This window comes from Streptomyces sp. NPDC086080, from assembly GCF_044540255.1.
Classification (GTDB): Bacteria; Actinomycetota; Actinomycetes; order Streptomycetales; family Streptomycetaceae; genus Streptomyces.
In genome coordinates, this window is record NZ_JBITRU010000005.1 from 308,294 (window position 1) to 323,350 (window position 15,057).

Consider the following 15,057-nt stretch of genomic DNA (forward strand, 5'->3'; position numbering starts at 1 on the left):
AAGGAGTCGCCGTCATGACCGCCGCTACTCAGGAACGCATGCCCGCGCTCTATCTCAGTCACGGCGCCCCGCCGCTGGCCGACGATCCCGTCTGGCCCGGAGAGCTGGCCGCGTGGTCCGCGGGCCTGCCGCGCCCGAAGGCGATCCTCGTCGTCTCCGCCCACTGGGAGGAGGCCCCGCTCGCCCTCGGGGCCACCGGGACGGTCCCCCTCGGCTACGACTTCTGGGGCTTCCCCGAGCACTACTACCAGGTCACCTACGACGCCCCCGGAGCCCCGGCCCTCGCCGACTCCGTCCGGGGGCTGCTGCGCGCCCCGGGCATGCCCGTGCAGGACGTCCCGGACCGGGGCCTGGACCACGGTGCGTACGTCCCGCTGGTCGAGATGTACCCCGGGGCCGACATCCCCGTGCTCCAGGTCTCCATGCCGACGCTGGACCCGGTGAAGCTGATGGAGATCGGACGCAGGCTCGCGCCGCTGCGCGACGAGGGTGTGCTGATCATCGGCTCCGGGTTCTTCACCCACAACCTGGCCGCGCTGCGGCAGGGCGGCATCCCCGCCTGGTCGGCGGAGTTCGACGCCTGGGGCCGGGAGGCGCTGGAGGCGAAGGACGTGGACGGGCTGCTCGACTTCACCCGCAAGTCCCCGGCGGGCCTGCTCGCCCACCCGCGTACGGAGCACTTCGCCCCCCTCTTCGTGACCATGGGCGCCGCGGACGCGGCCGGTGAGCTCGGAAAACAGAAGTCCGTGATCGACGGGTTCTGGATGGGGCTGGCCAAACGGTCGGTGCAGTTCGGCTGAGCCGGCGCCGGGTGGGGTGGCCGGACACTGGACACCGGGCACCGGGCACCGGGCACCGGTCACCGGCCGGGCCGTGACTCCTGGACGGGCCGCAGCTCCTTCTCGTACCAGGCCACGTCCCACCAGCGGCCGAACTTGCGCCCCACCTCGCGGTAGGTGCCGACGTGCCGGAAACCGAAGCGTTCGTGCAGGCGGGTCGACGCGTCGTTCGGCTCGGCGATGCCGGCGTAGGCGCGGTGCAGTCCCTCGCCTGCCAGGGCCGCGAAAAGGGCCGTGTAGAGCAGGGTGCCGATGCCGCGCCGGCCGGCGTCCGGGGCGACGTACACCGTCGTCTCCACGGAGGTCGCGTACGCGGGCTTGGGGCGGAAGGGGCTGGAGGTGGCGTATCCCAGAATCTGCCCCGGAGTGCCGTCCGTGGCAACCATCAGGCGGTACGGCCCGTCTACAGGGTGAGAGAGCAGCCAAGGGCGGCGCTCCTCCGGGGTGAACGGCGAGGTGTCGAATGTGATCGCCGTCTCACGCACGTAGTGGTTGTACAGGTCGGTGAGGGCCGTCAGGTCGTCCTCCCCGCCCGGCCTGACCTGGACCTCCGCGTGCTCCGACGGCATCGCACCTCCGCGCATGGGCCGACAGGGTACTGCATGATCAGAAAAATCGGGGGTCGGGTTGGGAATTCTGTCCGGATTCCAGTCGTTGTTTCCTACGGATGCGGGCACCCGAGCAGAGTCCGGAAGAGAACCTGAAGAACGTGCCGAGCGTCCGCAGGACCACCCGCTGACCTCAACATCGCAAGGGAGCACGCATGGCAACCCGTGCCGTCGCCCGTCGTAAGTCCGCCTCCGGCGAGACGGCCGACGTGGCAAGCAGTGTTCGCGCTGTTCGCGCCCACAGTGGCGAGATCGCCGATCGCGACCTGGTCGGCATGTACCTCGACGAGATCGCGCGCACGCCGCTGCTCGACGCCGCCAAGGAGGTCGAGCTGTCCCAGATCATCGAAGCGGGTGTGTTCGCGAAGCAGATCCTCGACGGCGAGGAGGAGAACAAGGCCGGGGCCACCACCGAGGAGCTCCAGGCCCTGTACGACGCGAGCGAGCGCGCGAAGGACGTGTTCATCCGCTCCAACCTCCGTCTGGTCGTCGCCGTGGCCCGCCGGTACCCGAGGAGCGGCCTGCCGCTTCTCGACCTGATCCAGGAGGGCAACGCCGGTCTGGTGCGCGCGGTCGAGAAGTTCGACTACCGCAAGGGCTTCAAGTTCTCGACCTACGCCACCTGGTGGATCCGGCAGGCCATCACGCGGTCCATAGCCGACCAGTCGCGCACCATCCGGCTGCCCGTCCACCTGGTGGAGGAGCTGGGCCGGATACGGCGCGTGCAGCGCGAGTTCAACCGTGAGCACGGCCGGGACCCGGAGCCCGCGGAGATCGCCGCCGAGCTCGGCTCCACGCCGGAGCGGGTCACCGATGTGCTCGACTGGGCGCGTGACCCGGTCTCGCTGAACATGTCGGTGGACGACGAGGGCGAGACCCAGTTCGGTGACCTGCTGGAGGACACCTCGGCGGTGTCGCCCGAGCAGTCGGTGCTGACGCTGCTGCGCAGTGAGGAGCTCGACGACCTGATCGGCCGCCTCGACCAGCGCACGGCCTCCATCATCAAGATGCGCTACGGCATCGAGGACGGCCGCGAGCGCACGCTGACCGAGGTCGGCAAGGAACACGGCCTGACCCGCGAGCGCATCCGTCAGATCGAGAAGCACGCGCTGCTGGAGCTGAAGAAGCTGGCCCGCGACACCGGCTTCGACGCGGCGGCGTGAGCGCCGGCTCCGACGCGCCGGGGTGGCTGCCGCGACCGTCGCGGTAGCGTGAACACCCCGGCCGCGTACGCCGGGTGGCGAAAGACCGCGCAAAACATGGCCGTTCCCCGCCGCTTCAACCCGCTGGGCCCAGGGAACAAGAATCCAGAGCCCAGGAGTTCGGACCTCGGGGACTTCAGCCCGCTGAGTCCGACCCCGGATTCGCACGAGCCACGTCCCGACGCACAACCCCCCCGGCGCCGGGACTTCCCAAGGCCGGGTTCGGCGCCCCTCCCCCCGGGCGCCGGGCCCGGCTCTTTCGCTGTCCACGAGCCGAACCGGGGCATGCGGGAGCGGGGGATGCGGGAGCGGGGGATGCGAGAGCGAGGCCTGCGAAGACGGGGCCCTGCGGAAACGGGGCATGAGAAAACGGGCATGAGGAAAGCGGGTCACCCCGAACCTGAACCCCGGGGTGGCCCGCCAGATGGCAGATTGTGCCACATGGGCATAGCCTGCCGCGGGTGAGCAGCACCACCCCGACCCCGCCCCTGCCGCCCCCCGCGCTGTCGCTGACCGAACGGCGCAAGGCCGAGACCCGTATGGAGATCGCCCACGCGGCGGCGGGGCTCTTCGTCCGGCAGGGACTGCGGACCACCCGGGCCGAGGACATCGCCCGGGCGGCCGGTGTCGCCCCGCGCACCTTCTACCGGTATTTCCCCGGCAAGGAGGAGGCCATCGGCCCGCTCTACGCGGCGGGCGCCCAGCGCTGGGTCGAGGCGGTGCGTACCGCCCCGGCCGGGGTGTCGCTGCCGAGGGTCCTGGAGGACGCCGTGCGGCATACGCTGACGCCCGGTGCCGGGGTGTCGGTGGCCTCCTGGGACTGGGTCCGCGCCCTGATCCGGCTGGCGCAGGAGAACCCGGCCCTGCGCAGGGTGTGGGCGGAGGCGTGCCAGGCGTCGGAGCGGAGCCTGTCCGAGGTACTGGCGGAACGGCTGACGGCCGCTCACGACACCTACGGCGCCTGTGACACCGACGACACCTACGGCGCCTACGACACCGGCGACATCGCCGCACGCGGCCGGCTGGGCTTCGCCGCGGCCGTCGCGAGTGCGGCCGTGCGCACGGCCATGGAGAACTGGGCGGCGGGCGACGGGCCCGCGGAGGGGCCACAGGGTCCGGCGGAACTGGCCGTGGCCAACCTGGCGGCGCTGCGGGACTTCCCGTGGGGAGACTGACGTCCGGTGCCGCGGCCGGCTCACGGCCCGTCCGCGCCCGCCGCCGCCCGGGTCATGCGCGCGCCCAGTTCCCGTACGGACTCGACGAGTTCCGCGGGTTCGTGCACGGTGAAGTCGTGGCCCAGCATGGCCAGCCGTACCGCCATCCAGTGCTTGGCGTCGTGCACCGTCGCCCGTAGCCGGCAGCCGCCCTCGTCCAGCGGCTCGGGCGTGCCCAGCCAGCCCGGCAGGCGGGCCGCCACCGCCGCCGCCGGTGCGGCGAAGGTGACGACCATCTCGTAGGACTCGTGCCCTCGGTACATGGACCGGCGCAGATATTCCGCCGCGCTGCCCGTCGGCAGCTCCCTCGGGGTGAATCGCGCCCCGGTGGCGAAGGGGTCGCTCACCCGGTCGACGCGGAAGGTCCGCCAGTCCGCGCGGTCGAGGTCGTACGCCACGAGGTACCAGCGCCGTCCGGTCGACACCAGCCGGTACGGCTCCGTCACGCGCCGGGATTCCGTACCGTCGGCCGCCCGGTAGGCGAACCGCAGGCGTTCGTGCCCGGCCACCGTGGAGGCCATGACGGTGAGGGTCTCCGGTGCGATCGTCGCTCCGTCGCCGCTGGTCAGCGGGGTGGTCGCGGCCTGGAGTGTGCTGACCCGGTGGCGCAGCCTGCTGGGCAGCACCTGTTCCAGCTTCGCCAGGGCCCGCACGGACGCCTCGTCCACGCCCTCCAGCGCGTGCCCGGCCCCGGCCCGCAGTCCGACGGCGATGGCCACCGCCTCCTCGTCGTCGAGCACCAGGGGCGGCATCGCCTTGCCGGCGACGAGCCGGTAGCCGCCGTCCGCGCCGAGGGTCGCCTGTACGGGATAGCCGAGCTCACGCAGCCGGTCGATGTCCCGCCGGACGGTGCGCCGGGAGACCCCGAGCCGGGCGGCCAACTCGCCGCCGGGCCATTCGCGGGGTGTCTGGAGGAGGGAGAGGAGGGTCAGGAGCCGCGCCGGTGTGTCCGTCGTCATGCGTCGAGGATGCCGCAGAAATAGGACCCGATCCGACCTACTTGGGTCATAGCTTCGGGGACATGACCTTCACCGACACCCCGCACACAGCGCCGCGGCCCGTCGCGGGCGACCGCCGCCGCTGGTTCGCGCTGGCGATCGTGATGACCGCGGCCTTCATGGACCTCGTCGACGTCACCATCGTCAACATCGCGATCCCGTCCATCCAGCGCGACGAGGGCGCCACCTTCAGCCAGATCCAGTGGATCACCGCCGGTTACGCGCTGGCCTTCGCCGCCGGGCTCGTCACCGGTGGCCGGCTCGGCGACATCCACGGCCGCAAGCGGATCTTCCTCGTCGGCATCGGCGGCTTCACCCTCGCCTCCGCGCTGTGCGGGTTCGCGGTGAACCCCGAGATGCTGGTCGCCTCGCGCATCCTGCAGGGCGCCATGGCGGCGCTGATGGTGCCGCAGGTGCTGTCGATCGTGCACGCCACCTTCCCGGCGCACGAACGCGGCAAGGTGTTCGGGCTGTTCGGCGCGATCGTCGGCCTGGGGGCGGTGTCCGGACCGTTGCTCGGCGCGCTGCTGACGGAGTGGAACCTGTTCGGTCTGGAATGGCGGCCGATCTTCCTGATCAACCTGCCGGTGGGCATCGCGGGCCTGGTCCTCGGCAGCCGCTTCATCACCGAGTCGAAGGCGCCGCGCGCCCTGAAGCTGGACCTGGTGGGCGTCGCGCTGGTGACGCTGGGGCTGCTGATGCTGCTCTACCCGCTCACCCGCGGCCGTGAGCTGGGCTGGCCGCTGTGGGGATACGCGTCGATGGCGGGCTCGGTGGCGGTCTTCGGGGCGCTGGTGGCGTACGAGCGGGGCAAGAGCGCGCGGGACGGCTCCCCGCTGATCGAGCTGTCGCTGTTCCGGGTGAAGAGCTTCGCGGCGGGCATCGCGGTGCAGACGGTGTTCGGCATCGGCCTCGGCATCTTCTTCCTCGTGTGGACGCTGTACCTGCAGATCGGCCTCGGCTGGAGCGTGCTGCGGGCCGGTCTGACCGGGGTGCCGTTCTCCGTCGCGGTGTCCGTGGCGGCCGGGTTGTCGGTGCAGTTGCTGGTCCCGCGCTATGGGCGCAAGGTGCTCCAGGCCGGGGCGCTGGTGATGGCGGCCGGTGTGCTGATCTACCTGTGGGAGGCGGGGCGGTACGGCCAGTCCATCGCCTCCTGGCAGATGGCGCTCCCGCTGGTGGTCATGGGCGCCGGTATGGGGCTGATCGTGGCTCCGCTGACCGACGCGGTGCTGTCCGAGGTGCCGCGTGAGCACGCCGGGTCGGCGTCGGGGCTGATCAACACCGTGCAGCAGATGGGCAACGCGCTGGGGCTCGGCCTGGTGTCGGTGGTGTTCTTCGGGGTGATCGACGAGCGGCTCGCCCCGGCCGAGGTGGGTCCGGCCTTCGTGGACGGGTTCGAGCACGCGCTGGGCTGGGTGGCCGCGGTGCTGGGCGTGATCTTCCTGCTGATGTTCGCCCTGCCGAAGCGCCCGGCCCAGCATGTGGAGGGGGCGGGGGAGACTCCGGCGGCGGCAGCGGTGGGTGTGGAGAAGGAGCCGGAGCTGGTGTCCTGAGGGGGACAGGACACGTCGTCGGCCGACGGAAGGGCCCGGCACCCGGGGATGGACAGCTCCCTGGGTGCCGGGCCCTTCCGTCGCTCCGTGGAGCCGAGGACCGGGCACAAACAGAAGCCCGATTGTGCCCACTCCTGCCCGGATCTGTTTACTTTCCGGACATCCCGACGTACTCTCCGAGCTGAACCACACGTTCGGGCAGCACCGGACCGGGAGGCAGGCGGACATGTACGCACCGGAACGCCAGCAGGAGATCCTTCGGCTCGCCCGTGACGGCGGCCGGGTGGACGTGGTCTCGCTGGCCGAGGAGTTCCAGGTGACCGCCGAAACCATCCGCAGGGACCTGAAGGCGCTCGACCGCGCCGGACTGGTCCGCAGGGTGCACGGCGGGGCCATCCCCGCCGGACGCCTCGACTTCGAACCGGACCTCGCCGAGCGGGAGACCACCGCAGCCGACGAGAAGGACCGCATCGCCCGTGCCGCACTGGCGGAACTCCCGGCCGACGGCACCGTGATCGTCGACGCCGGTTCGACGTCCGCGCGGCTCGCCGGCCTGCTGCCGGTGGACGCCTCGCTCACCGTCGTCACCCACAGCCTGCCCATCGCGGCCCGCCTCGCCGACCACCCCGGCATCCAGCTGCACCTGGTCGGAGGGCGCGTCCGGCACCGTACGCGGGCCGCCGTGGACGCCTGGGCGCTGCGCGCGTACGCCGAGATCCGCGCGGACGTCCTGTTCATCGCCGCCAACGGGTTCTCCGCCGAGTACGGGCTGACCACCCCCGACCTCGCCGAGGCCGCCGTGAAACGCGCGGCCATGGCCGCCGCCCGCCGGGTGGTCCTGCTCGCCGACTCCTCCAAGCACGGCCAGGAGCACTTCGCCCGCTTCGGCGACCTGGGCGATGTGGACCTGCTGATCACCGACACCGGGCTGAGCCCTCAGGAAGCCGCCGCGATCGAACGCGACGGCACGGAAGTAGTACGCGCATGATCCTCACCGTCACCCCCAACCCGTCCCTGGACCGCACCTACGAGGTCCCCTCGCTGGACCGCGGTGCGGTCGTCCGGGCCACCGGCGAACGCGTCGACCCCGGGGGCAAGGGGGTCAACGTCTCGCGCGCCGTCGCCGCGGCCGGCCGGCGCACGATCGCCGTCCTGCCGCTGGGCGGCGCACCGGGCGCCCTGGTCGCCGACCTGCTCGACGCGCAGGGCATCGAGGCCGCCCCGGTCCCGGTCGCCGGAGCCACCCGCTCCAACATCGCGCTCGCCGAGGCCGACGGCGTACTGACGAAGATCAACGCGCCCGGTCCCGAACTGACGGCGGCCGAACAGGAACTGCTCCTGGACACCGTGCGCCGGCAGGCCCCGGGCGCCGACTGGATCGCCTGCTGCGGCAGCCTGCCGCGCGGACTCGCCCCCTCCTGGTACGCCGAACTGGTCGCCCGGGTGCACGCCGCCGGCGTACGGATCGCCCTGGACACCTCCGGACCGGCGCTGCTCGCCGCCCTGCGCGAGCGGCCCGATGTGGTGAAGCCGAACGCGGCGGAACTCGCCGAGGCCGTGCGACGCCCGCTGAGCACGGTGGGCGACGCGCTGAAGGCGGCCGAGGAACTGCGCCAGGCGGGCGCCCGGGCCGTCCTCGCCAGCCTCGGTGCCGACGGGCAACTGCTCGTCGACGACGACGGTGCCTGGTTCGGCTCCGCCCCCGTGGACGCCGTCCGCAGCAATGTGGGCGCCGGAGACTCCTCCCTCGCCGGGTTCCTCGTCGCCGGCGGGCGCGGACCCGAGGCGCTCGTCTCCGCCGTCGCGCACGGTGCGGCCGCCGTCCGGCTGCCCGGCAGCGTGATGCCGACGCCGGGCGACCTGGACCCGGCCGCGGTGACGGTCACGGCCGAGGTCCCCGTGAACCGTGTGCTGAGGGAGCCGGTGTCATGAAGCCCCGCGCCACCGCCGGCCCCCGCCTCGTCTCTCCCTTCCCCACCCCCGTCCCCTCCCCCGCCCACCCCGCTGTACGGGCGATACGCGTGCGAAGGAGCCCGCGATGAGCGAGATGATCACCGCGGACCTGGTCGACCTCGACCTGTCCGCCGATACCAGGGAAGCGGCGGCCCGCGCGCTCGCCGAGCGCATGGTGGCCCAGGGCCGGGTGACCGACCTGGAGGGCTTCCTCGCCGACGTCGCCACCCGCGAGGCCCAGATGCCGACCGGTCTCGACGGCGGCATCGGCATCCCGCACTGCCGCAGCGAGCATGTCACCGAGCCGACGCTGGCCTTCGGGCGCAGTGCGGCCGGGATCGACTTCGGCGCGGCGGACGGGCCCGCCGACCTGATCTTCCTGATCGCCGCCCCGGCCGGCGCGGACGACGCCCATCTGACGATCCTGTCGTCGCTGGCCCGGCAGCTGATGAACACGGAGTTCACCGACGCTCTGCGGTCGGTGGACGGAGCGGCGGCAGCGGCGGCGCTGATCCGGGGCGAAGAGGCCGGCTCCGAGGACTCCATGGGCCCTGAGGTCTCCGTGGGCCCTGAGGACTCCGTGGCGGTGCCGGCGGCGGCCTCCGCCGACACCGCCACGGGCACCATCGCCACCGCCATCGCCACCGCCACCGCCACCGACACGGACCGGCCGTTCCGGGTCGTCGCCGTCACCTCCTGCCCCACCGGTATCGCCCACACCTACATGGCGGCCGAGTCGCTGGAGAACGCGGGGCGGGAGGCGGGCGTCGAGATCGTCGTCGAGACCCAGGGCTCGGCGGGCTTCACCCGGCTCGACCCGGCCGTGATCGCGGCGGCGGACGGCGTGATCTTCGCCCATGACGTCCCCGTACGGGAGAAGGACCGCTTCGCCGGCAAGCCCACCGTCGACACCGGGGTCAAGGCGGCCATCAACCGTCCCGCCGACCTGATCACCGAGGTGAGAGGCAAGGCGGAGCGCGGCGAGGTCACGGCCGCCGCGTCCGCCGGAACGCCCGTCGAGCGCGGCGGCGAACCCGGTGAGGGCTATGGCAGCAGACTGCGCAAGTGGCTGATGTCCGGCGTCAGTTACATGGTGCCGTTCGTCGCGGCGGGCGGTCTGCTCATCGCCCTCGGCTTCGCGATCGGCGGCTACGAGATCAACGAGGCGCCCTCGGTGATGGACCACTTCGTGTGGACCCAGGCCGACAGCTGGGGCGCGCTGCTCTTCCAGATCGGCGGCGTCGCCTTCGGCTTCCTCGTCCCGGTGCTGGCCGGATACATCGCCTACGGCATGGCCGACCGGCCCGGCCTGGTGCCCGGCTTCGTCGGCGGCGCGATCTCGCTCACCATCAACGCCGGATTCCTCGGCGGTCTGGCGGCCGGCCTGATCGCCGGTGGCGTGGTGATCGCGATCCAGAAGGTGCGCATCCCGACGGCCCTGCGCGGCATCATGCCGGTGGTGGTGATCCCGCTGATCTCCGCGGCGGTCGTCGGATTCCTGATGTTCGTCGTCATCGGCAAGCCCATCGCCGAGGCGCAGAAGGCCATGACGGACTGGCTGAACGGCCTCTCCGGCGCCAACGCCGTCCTGCTCGGCGCGCTGCTCGGCCTGATGATGTGCTTCGACCTCGGCGGTCCCGTCAACAAGGTCGCCTACACCTTCGCCACCGCCGGGATCGCCGTCGCGAGCCCCAGCGACTCCGCGATGAAGATCATGGCCGCGGTGATGGCCGCCGGCATGGTGCCGCCGCTGGCGATGGCCCTGGCCACGACGGTCCGGGGCAAGCTCTTCAACCGCACCGAACGGGAGAACGGCAAGGCCGCCTGGGTCCTGGGCGCCTCCTTCATCTCCGAGGGCGCGATCCCGTTCGCCGCCGCCGACCCGCTGCGTGTGATCCCCGCCTCGATGGCGGGCGGCGCGGTCACCGGCGCCCTGTCGATGGCCTTCGGTGCCACTCTGCGTGCTCCGCACGGCGGGATCTTCGTGGTTCCGCTGATCGGCAACCCGTTCCTCTACCTGGTCGCCATCGCGGCCGGCGTCGGTGTCACGGCGGCCCTGGTGATCGTCCTCAAGGGGCTGCGCAAGGCGGCTCCGGCCGGTGCGGGGACGGGTGAGGGAGCAGCGGTGCCGGCGTCGGAGAGCAGACAGCCGGTCACCGCGTGACGCCACGACGGTGCGTCCATTTGGGTAGGTATAGGGGGTTCATGCCTACTGCGATATAGATCACGATCCTCACGGTCCGGGGCTCAAAGTCCCGGACCGTGGTGTGTACTGGGCCGCATGTCTGAGCACGAGACGAGTCCGCGGACGACGGGTGTCACCGTCCTCACACTGGTGGCCGTGGCCTGCGCGGCGGGTCTGGCCGACGCCCTGCGGCGCCGACGGGAGCGGGAGCGGGAGCGGGCGCGCAGGCGCGCGCCAGGGCACCTGGAGGTCTCCGAGACGCATACGCCCCATGGCGTCCCGACCGTCCCGCGCCAGCGGCGGACCGGACCGGGAGCGGTACGGCTCACCGACGCGGAACGCGACGCCTTCGCCGGGCTGGTACGGCGCTTCGGCGAGTACGACTGAACCGCGGGCAGACCTCCGGCGCCTGTCCGCCCGTCAGGAAACCTGTGCGGCCCGGCGCTCCATCGCGTCCCGCGCCGCATCCTCGCTGGTGTACACCTCGCACATGTGCCGACCGTCCGGCGTGAGGGTGTGCTCGACCTCCCACAGGGACAGCTCCACGCCGTCACCCAGCAGGAACGCGTGCTCGTAGAGCGAGAAGCAGAGTGCCGGCCGCCCCCCGGTGAAGGGCCGGCCGAAGGCCTGGGTGATCCGGTGCGCACAGGCCGTGGCCAGCAGCGCGGCCGTCTCCGTGCCCGGCCGGTCCGTGTTCTCCGCCCGGCGCAGTAATCGGCGCGCGTGGTCCGCGGATCCGTCCGGAAGGTACATCTGCCGCAGCACCGGAGCCGGGGACAGGTGCACCACCACCGGCAGTTCGAAGTCCGGGGTGTCCGGCGGCAGCGGCAGCCGGGTCGTGGCCGTGCGCAGCTCCTCCTCGTCCGTGTAGATCTCGTGCTGCGGCTCGCCGCCCGGCGCGGTGTTGTGGACCAGCTCCCAGAGCGTGACCGCCGAACCGTCGGCGAGCAGCCAGGTGTGCCGGTACGTCTCCCGGTGCAGTCCCGCGCTGTGGTGCGCGGAGTGCAGCGAACCGTCGTGCGCCAGCGCGCAGTCCAGCCGGCCGATCGTCTCGTCCGGCAGCTCGAAGGAGTTCAGGGCGCGACCGAGGAGTCGCGCGAGGTGCTCCTCAGGAGACTCGGGCGAGTCAGGTGGTTCGTACGCTGTCGTCTCGTACGGAACGCTCAAGGTTTCTCCCGGCGTCGCTGCATGTCACCTTGTGGGTGCATACCGTAGCCCCTCGGCCGGACATCATGCCCGGTAACCGAGAAAACGTCTGGCGGGAAAACGACCGGGCCGCACGAGGAATTCCCATCCCGTCCCGCGGAACGGCAACTCTTCCCGGCCGGGCGGCACTTCGGCGGTCCGAGTGCGTATCGCGCCGCGGACCGGTCCGGTCCCGCTCACGATGCCCGTCCGGCTCTCCTCGCCACCCCCTACGGCTCTCCGTACGCCTCTCCGTACAGCTCCCCGTACGACGGCCAGGCCCCGCCCGGACCGTCCACCGGCCCGGCGGCACGCACCGCCCGGACGATCGCCCGGGTCACCATGTCCGCGCCCGCCGCCAGCACGTCGTTCAGGGCGAGCGGGTTCGCCGCGTCGAGCGGACGCGCGCCCGTGGCCAGGGTGAAGACGGTGTCCCCGTCGCTCAGCAGATGCACCGGCCGTACGGCTCGCGCGATGCCGTCGTGCGCGGTGCCGGCCAGCTTCTGCGCCTGTGCCTTGGACAGCCCGGCGTCGGTGGCGACCACCGCCAGCGTGGTGTTCAGCGGGGGAAGGGCGTTGCGCTCCGCCGACTCCGCCAGCCGCCGCAGCGCGGCCTCGTGCACCTCCGCCCCCGGGTAACGCACCCGGCCCTGGAACAACTCCCCGTACAGCACCCCCGTTTCCGGATCCACCACCGATCCCGCCGCGTTGGCCACCACCAGCGCGGCCACCGTGATCCCCGAGTCCAGCACCGTGCTCGCCGTGCCGACCCCGCCCTTCAGCTGCCCGGCCACCGCCCCCGTACCGGCGCCCACACAGCCCTGGGGCACCGGCGCGCCAGGCTCGCTCGCCGCCGCGGCCTCGACCGCGGCCCGGCCGGTGGCCGCGTCCGGGCGGGCCCGGAAGTCGCCGCCCCGGCCCAGGTCGAAGACACAGGCGGCCGGTACCACCGGCACCACATGGGTGGGATCCGGCCCGACGCGCACCCCGCGCCCCCGCTCCTCCAGCCAGGCCATCACGCCGGTCGTCGCGTCCAGCCCGTAAGCGCTGCCACCGGTCAGCACGACCGCCTCGGTCTTCTGTACCAGGTTGCGCGGATCGAGTGCGTCGGTCTCCTTCGTGCCGGGACCGCCACCCCGCACATCCACCGCGGTCACCGCCCCGCCCTCGGGCGCGAGCACGACCGTGGTGCCGGTGAGCCACCCGTCGCCGGCACACGTGGCATGCCCTACGCGCACACCGGCCACATCCGTCAGAGCGTCAACTGTCATGGGCTCAGGTCTGCCCGGTCCGGCGCGGCCGTACCCTGGAGCCATGAGTAACGCCCCCGATCCCCGGCCGCGCCGGCCGAAGCCCGCGCTGGTCTTCGACGACCCGATGGACCAGCAGTCGTCGGACGACACGGACAGGGGGTGGGGCGAGCGCCCGTCCGGCGACAGCGCCGCCGATCTGAAACGCTTCCTCGACGAGAAGCCGCCCCACCACCTCTGAACCCGGCCCACCGGCGGGCGCCGTGACGTCGGCCGCGCGGTCCGGACCGCCCGTCGGCGTGGCGGCCTATCGCGCGCCGTCTCCCCAGCCGCTCTGCCCCGAGCCGCCCAGTCCGGGACCGCCCGGTGCCGAGCCGCCCTGTGCCGAGCCGCGCTGCGCGACGAGGGTGTCGCGGATCTCCTTGAGCACTTCCAGCTCGGTGATCTCTATGACCTCGTGCGCGCCTTCCTTCGCCTTGCGGCGGGCCTCCACCCGGGCCAGGTACTTCGCCATGGGAAGCACCATCAGGAAGTAGACGACCCCGGCGGTGATCACGAACTGCAGCGTCGAACCGAGGACCGACCCCCACAGGATCCTGACGCCCGTCGCGGCATCCCCGGTACCCTCGCAGGGGCCCTTCAGACACGAGCTGTAGCTGTCCAGGTTCTGGGTGCCGAACGCGCCCACCAGCGGGTTGATGACCCCCTTCACCACCGCGTTGACGATGTTGGTGAAGGCGGCGCCGATGACGACCGCCACGGCCAGATCGACGACATTGCCCCGCATCAGGAAGGCCTTGAAGCCTTGCAGGACGCTCGTCTTCTTCTGGTCGCTCACTGCGGGCCCTCATTTCTTGTGCGTGTCGTGCGGATGAAAGCGTTCCGCAACTTACGTCACGCCCGTGCCGGGCTGTCCAGTGGCGTCGTTCGGAGCGGGAGGTGTGCGGGGGCTCCGGGGCCGAAGGGGTACGGTTCAGCACAGGGTCACAGCCAGTCGTGCCGTGGCGCTCGCGCCGGCCAGACCGGCCGCCGTCGTGCGGGGCACCGACAGCACGACCAGTGCCCCGCCGTCGCCCGGCCCGCCACCGTCCGCTCCGCCGTCCGGTTCCGGGACCTCGGTCACCCGTGCCCCGCGCGCCACCACCCGGGCGTCTCCGCCGGACGCGGTCTCCTCGGCGGCGATCACATCCACCAGGTCGCCCGGCCGCAGCAGCCGCACCGTGGCCGCGTCGGCGATCCGCACCGGTGCCTTCACCCTCGTCGCCGCGTGCCGCGTCCGCATGGGACGGTCTCCGGGTGACGCCGGGGCGGCCCGGACCGCGGGAGCCCCTTCGGCGGGCCCCCGGGACCGGTCCGCGTCCCGGGGGCCCGCCGCGACGAGCGCCGCCGCCGTGACCACGAGGCCGGCCGCCACCGCCCGCCTCCGGTGCCGTACGAGCCGGCCCGCGAGCGGCAGGCCGCCGCGCACCCGCACCGGGGCGAAGTGCGGCACCTCGCACGGGGGCGGCACATCGGCGCCGGGCGGGCGAGGAAGGTCGGGGGAGGGAGAGGGGGAGGGGGAGAAGAAGGGGGAGCGGAGCGAGGAGGGACGGCGGGACAGGGACTCGGGCACGGACACGGGGACCACCACCTGCGACGAGGGACCGGCTTGCGGCTCCCACGATGGGGCCTTGGGCCAGGGGCCGCCGGGCCCTGTGGACGCTCCTCGGTCCTGTGGAAAACCCCGCCACCCGAACGGAACCCTCCGCCCCGTGAGCCGCACGCTCCCGGCCGCGAGCCGGACCCACCGCAGACACGAGCCGGCCGTGCGGTCATCAGCGCTGAGCCGGCCCTGACCCGCCCCCGACCCGCCCCCGGCTCGACCCGGCCCCGCCCCGTCCCGGCCGCGAGCCGGACTCTTCGCGACTGTGAGCCGCACGTTCCCCGGACACGAGCCGGACGCGCTGCCATCGGCGTCAGCGTCGAGCCGGACCCCGCCCCGCCCCGTCCCGGCCGCGAGCCGGACTCTTCGCGACTGTGAGCCGCACGTTCCCCGGACACGAGCCGGACGCGCTGCCATCGGCGTCAGCG

15 protein-coding genes are annotated in these 15,057 nt (G+C 72.6%); 9 read left to right on the forward strand and 6 right to left on the reverse strand.

Features of this window, described 5'->3' with window-relative positions:
* The first annotated feature begins 38 nt into the window (after positions 1 to 38).
* Positions 39 to 800, forward strand: a complete 762-nt coding sequence (locus ACIF9R_RS09285; protein ID WP_399976671.1) for a dioxygenase — start codon at positions 39 to 41, stop codon at positions 798 to 800.
* Positions 801 to 859: 59 nt separating this feature from the next.
* Here the strand turns inward: ACIF9R_RS09285 and ACIF9R_RS09290 are convergent, their stop codons facing one another.
* Positions 860 to 1,408 (reverse strand): GNAT family N-acetyltransferase, encoded by a 549-nt coding sequence (locus ACIF9R_RS09290; RefSeq protein ID WP_399976674.1) that lies wholly within the window; start codon positions 1,406 to 1,408, stop codon positions 860 to 862.
* A 194-nt stretch (positions 1,409 to 1,602) separates the two neighbouring features.
* Between ACIF9R_RS09290 and ACIF9R_RS09295 the strand changes: the two genes are divergently transcribed.
* The gene (locus ACIF9R_RS09295) at positions 1,603 to 2,610 is read left to right on the forward strand and encodes an RNA polymerase sigma factor RpoD/SigA (protein ID WP_399976479.1); all 1,008 of its coding nucleotides are present in this window, start codon (positions 1,603 to 1,605) and stop codon (positions 2,608 to 2,610) included.
* 500 nt (positions 2,611 to 3,110) lie between these two features.
* A complete protein-coding gene (locus ACIF9R_RS09300) occupies positions 3,111 to 3,824 on the forward strand; it encodes a TetR/AcrR family transcriptional regulator (protein ID WP_399976482.1) in 714 nt (237 codons plus the stop codon).
* 20 nt (positions 3,825 to 3,844) lie between these two features.
* Here the strand turns inward: ACIF9R_RS09300 and ACIF9R_RS09305 are convergent, their stop codons facing one another.
* Positions 3,845 to 4,822, reverse strand: coding sequence for a helix-turn-helix transcriptional regulator (locus ACIF9R_RS09305; protein WP_399976485.1), 978 nt, complete (start codon positions 4,820 to 4,822; stop codon positions 3,845 to 3,847).
* Between the two features lie 62 nt (positions 4,823 to 4,884).
* Here ACIF9R_RS09305 and ACIF9R_RS09310 point away from each other — a divergent pair, with 62 nt between their 5' ends.
* The 5 genes from ACIF9R_RS09310 (at position 4,885) to ACIF9R_RS09330 (ending at position 10,939) form a co-directional block, all read left to right on the forward strand.
* Positions 4,885 to 6,414 carry an MFS transporter gene (locus tag ACIF9R_RS09310; protein WP_399976488.1) on the forward strand — a complete coding sequence of 510 codons (1,530 nt, stop codon included), beginning with the start codon at positions 4,885 to 4,887 and terminating at the stop codon, positions 6,412 to 6,414.
* Between the two features lie 226 nt (positions 6,415 to 6,640).
* Positions 6,641 to 7,402, forward strand: a complete 762-nt coding sequence (locus ACIF9R_RS09315) for a DeoR/GlpR family DNA-binding transcription regulator (RefSeq protein WP_399976490.1) — start codon at positions 6,641 to 6,643, stop codon at positions 7,400 to 7,402.
* The gene (pfkB, locus tag ACIF9R_RS09320) at positions 7,399 to 8,346 is read left to right on the forward strand and encodes a 1-phosphofructokinase (protein ID WP_399976493.1); all 948 of its coding nucleotides are present in this window, start codon (positions 7,399 to 7,401) and stop codon (positions 8,344 to 8,346) included. Before ACIF9R_RS09315 ends, pfkB begins: the two co-directional genes overlap by 4 nt.
* Positions 8,347 to 8,452: 106 nt before the next feature.
* On the forward strand, positions 8,453 to 10,531 hold the full coding sequence (locus ACIF9R_RS09325) for a fructose-specific PTS transporter subunit EIIC (protein WP_399976496.1): 2,079 nt from the start codon (positions 8,453 to 8,455) through the stop codon (positions 10,529 to 10,531).
* 117 nt (positions 10,532 to 10,648) lie between these two features.
* Positions 10,649 to 10,939: a hypothetical protein gene (locus ACIF9R_RS09330; protein WP_399976499.1), complete on the forward strand. Its 291-nt coding sequence runs from the start codon at positions 10,649 to 10,651 to the stop codon at positions 10,937 to 10,939.
* A 33-nt stretch (positions 10,940 to 10,972) separates the two neighbouring features.
* Here ACIF9R_RS09330 and ACIF9R_RS09335 read toward each other — a convergent pair whose 3' ends face one another.
* On the reverse strand, positions 10,973 to 11,719 hold the full coding sequence (locus ACIF9R_RS09335) for a DUF6227 family protein (protein ID WP_399976501.1): 747 nt from the start codon (positions 11,717 to 11,719) through the stop codon (positions 10,973 to 10,975).
* Between the two features lie 248 nt (positions 11,720 to 11,967).
* The gene (locus ACIF9R_RS09340) at positions 11,968 to 13,008 is read right to left on the reverse strand and encodes a P1 family peptidase (RefSeq protein ID WP_399976504.1); all 1,041 of its coding nucleotides are present in this window, start codon (positions 13,006 to 13,008) and stop codon (positions 11,968 to 11,970) included.
* Positions 13,009 to 13,051: 43 nt separating this feature from the next.
* Between ACIF9R_RS09340 and ACIF9R_RS09345 the strand changes: the two genes are divergently transcribed.
* A complete protein-coding gene (locus ACIF9R_RS09345; protein ID WP_399976507.1) occupies positions 13,052 to 13,228 on the forward strand; it encodes a hypothetical protein in 177 nt (58 codons plus the stop codon).
* 66 nt (positions 13,229 to 13,294) lie between these two features.
* Here ACIF9R_RS09345 and mscL read toward each other — a convergent pair whose 3' ends face one another.
* Positions 13,295 to 13,825, reverse strand: a complete 531-nt coding sequence (gene mscL, locus ACIF9R_RS09350) for a large conductance mechanosensitive channel protein MscL (protein ID WP_399976509.1) — start codon at positions 13,823 to 13,825, stop codon at positions 13,295 to 13,297.
* A gap of 135 nt (positions 13,826 to 13,960) precedes the next feature.
* A complete protein-coding gene (locus ACIF9R_RS09355; protein ID WP_399976677.1) occupies positions 13,961 to 14,599 on the reverse strand; it encodes a hypothetical protein in 639 nt (212 codons plus the stop codon).
* Positions 14,600 to 15,057: the final 458 nt, after the last annotated feature.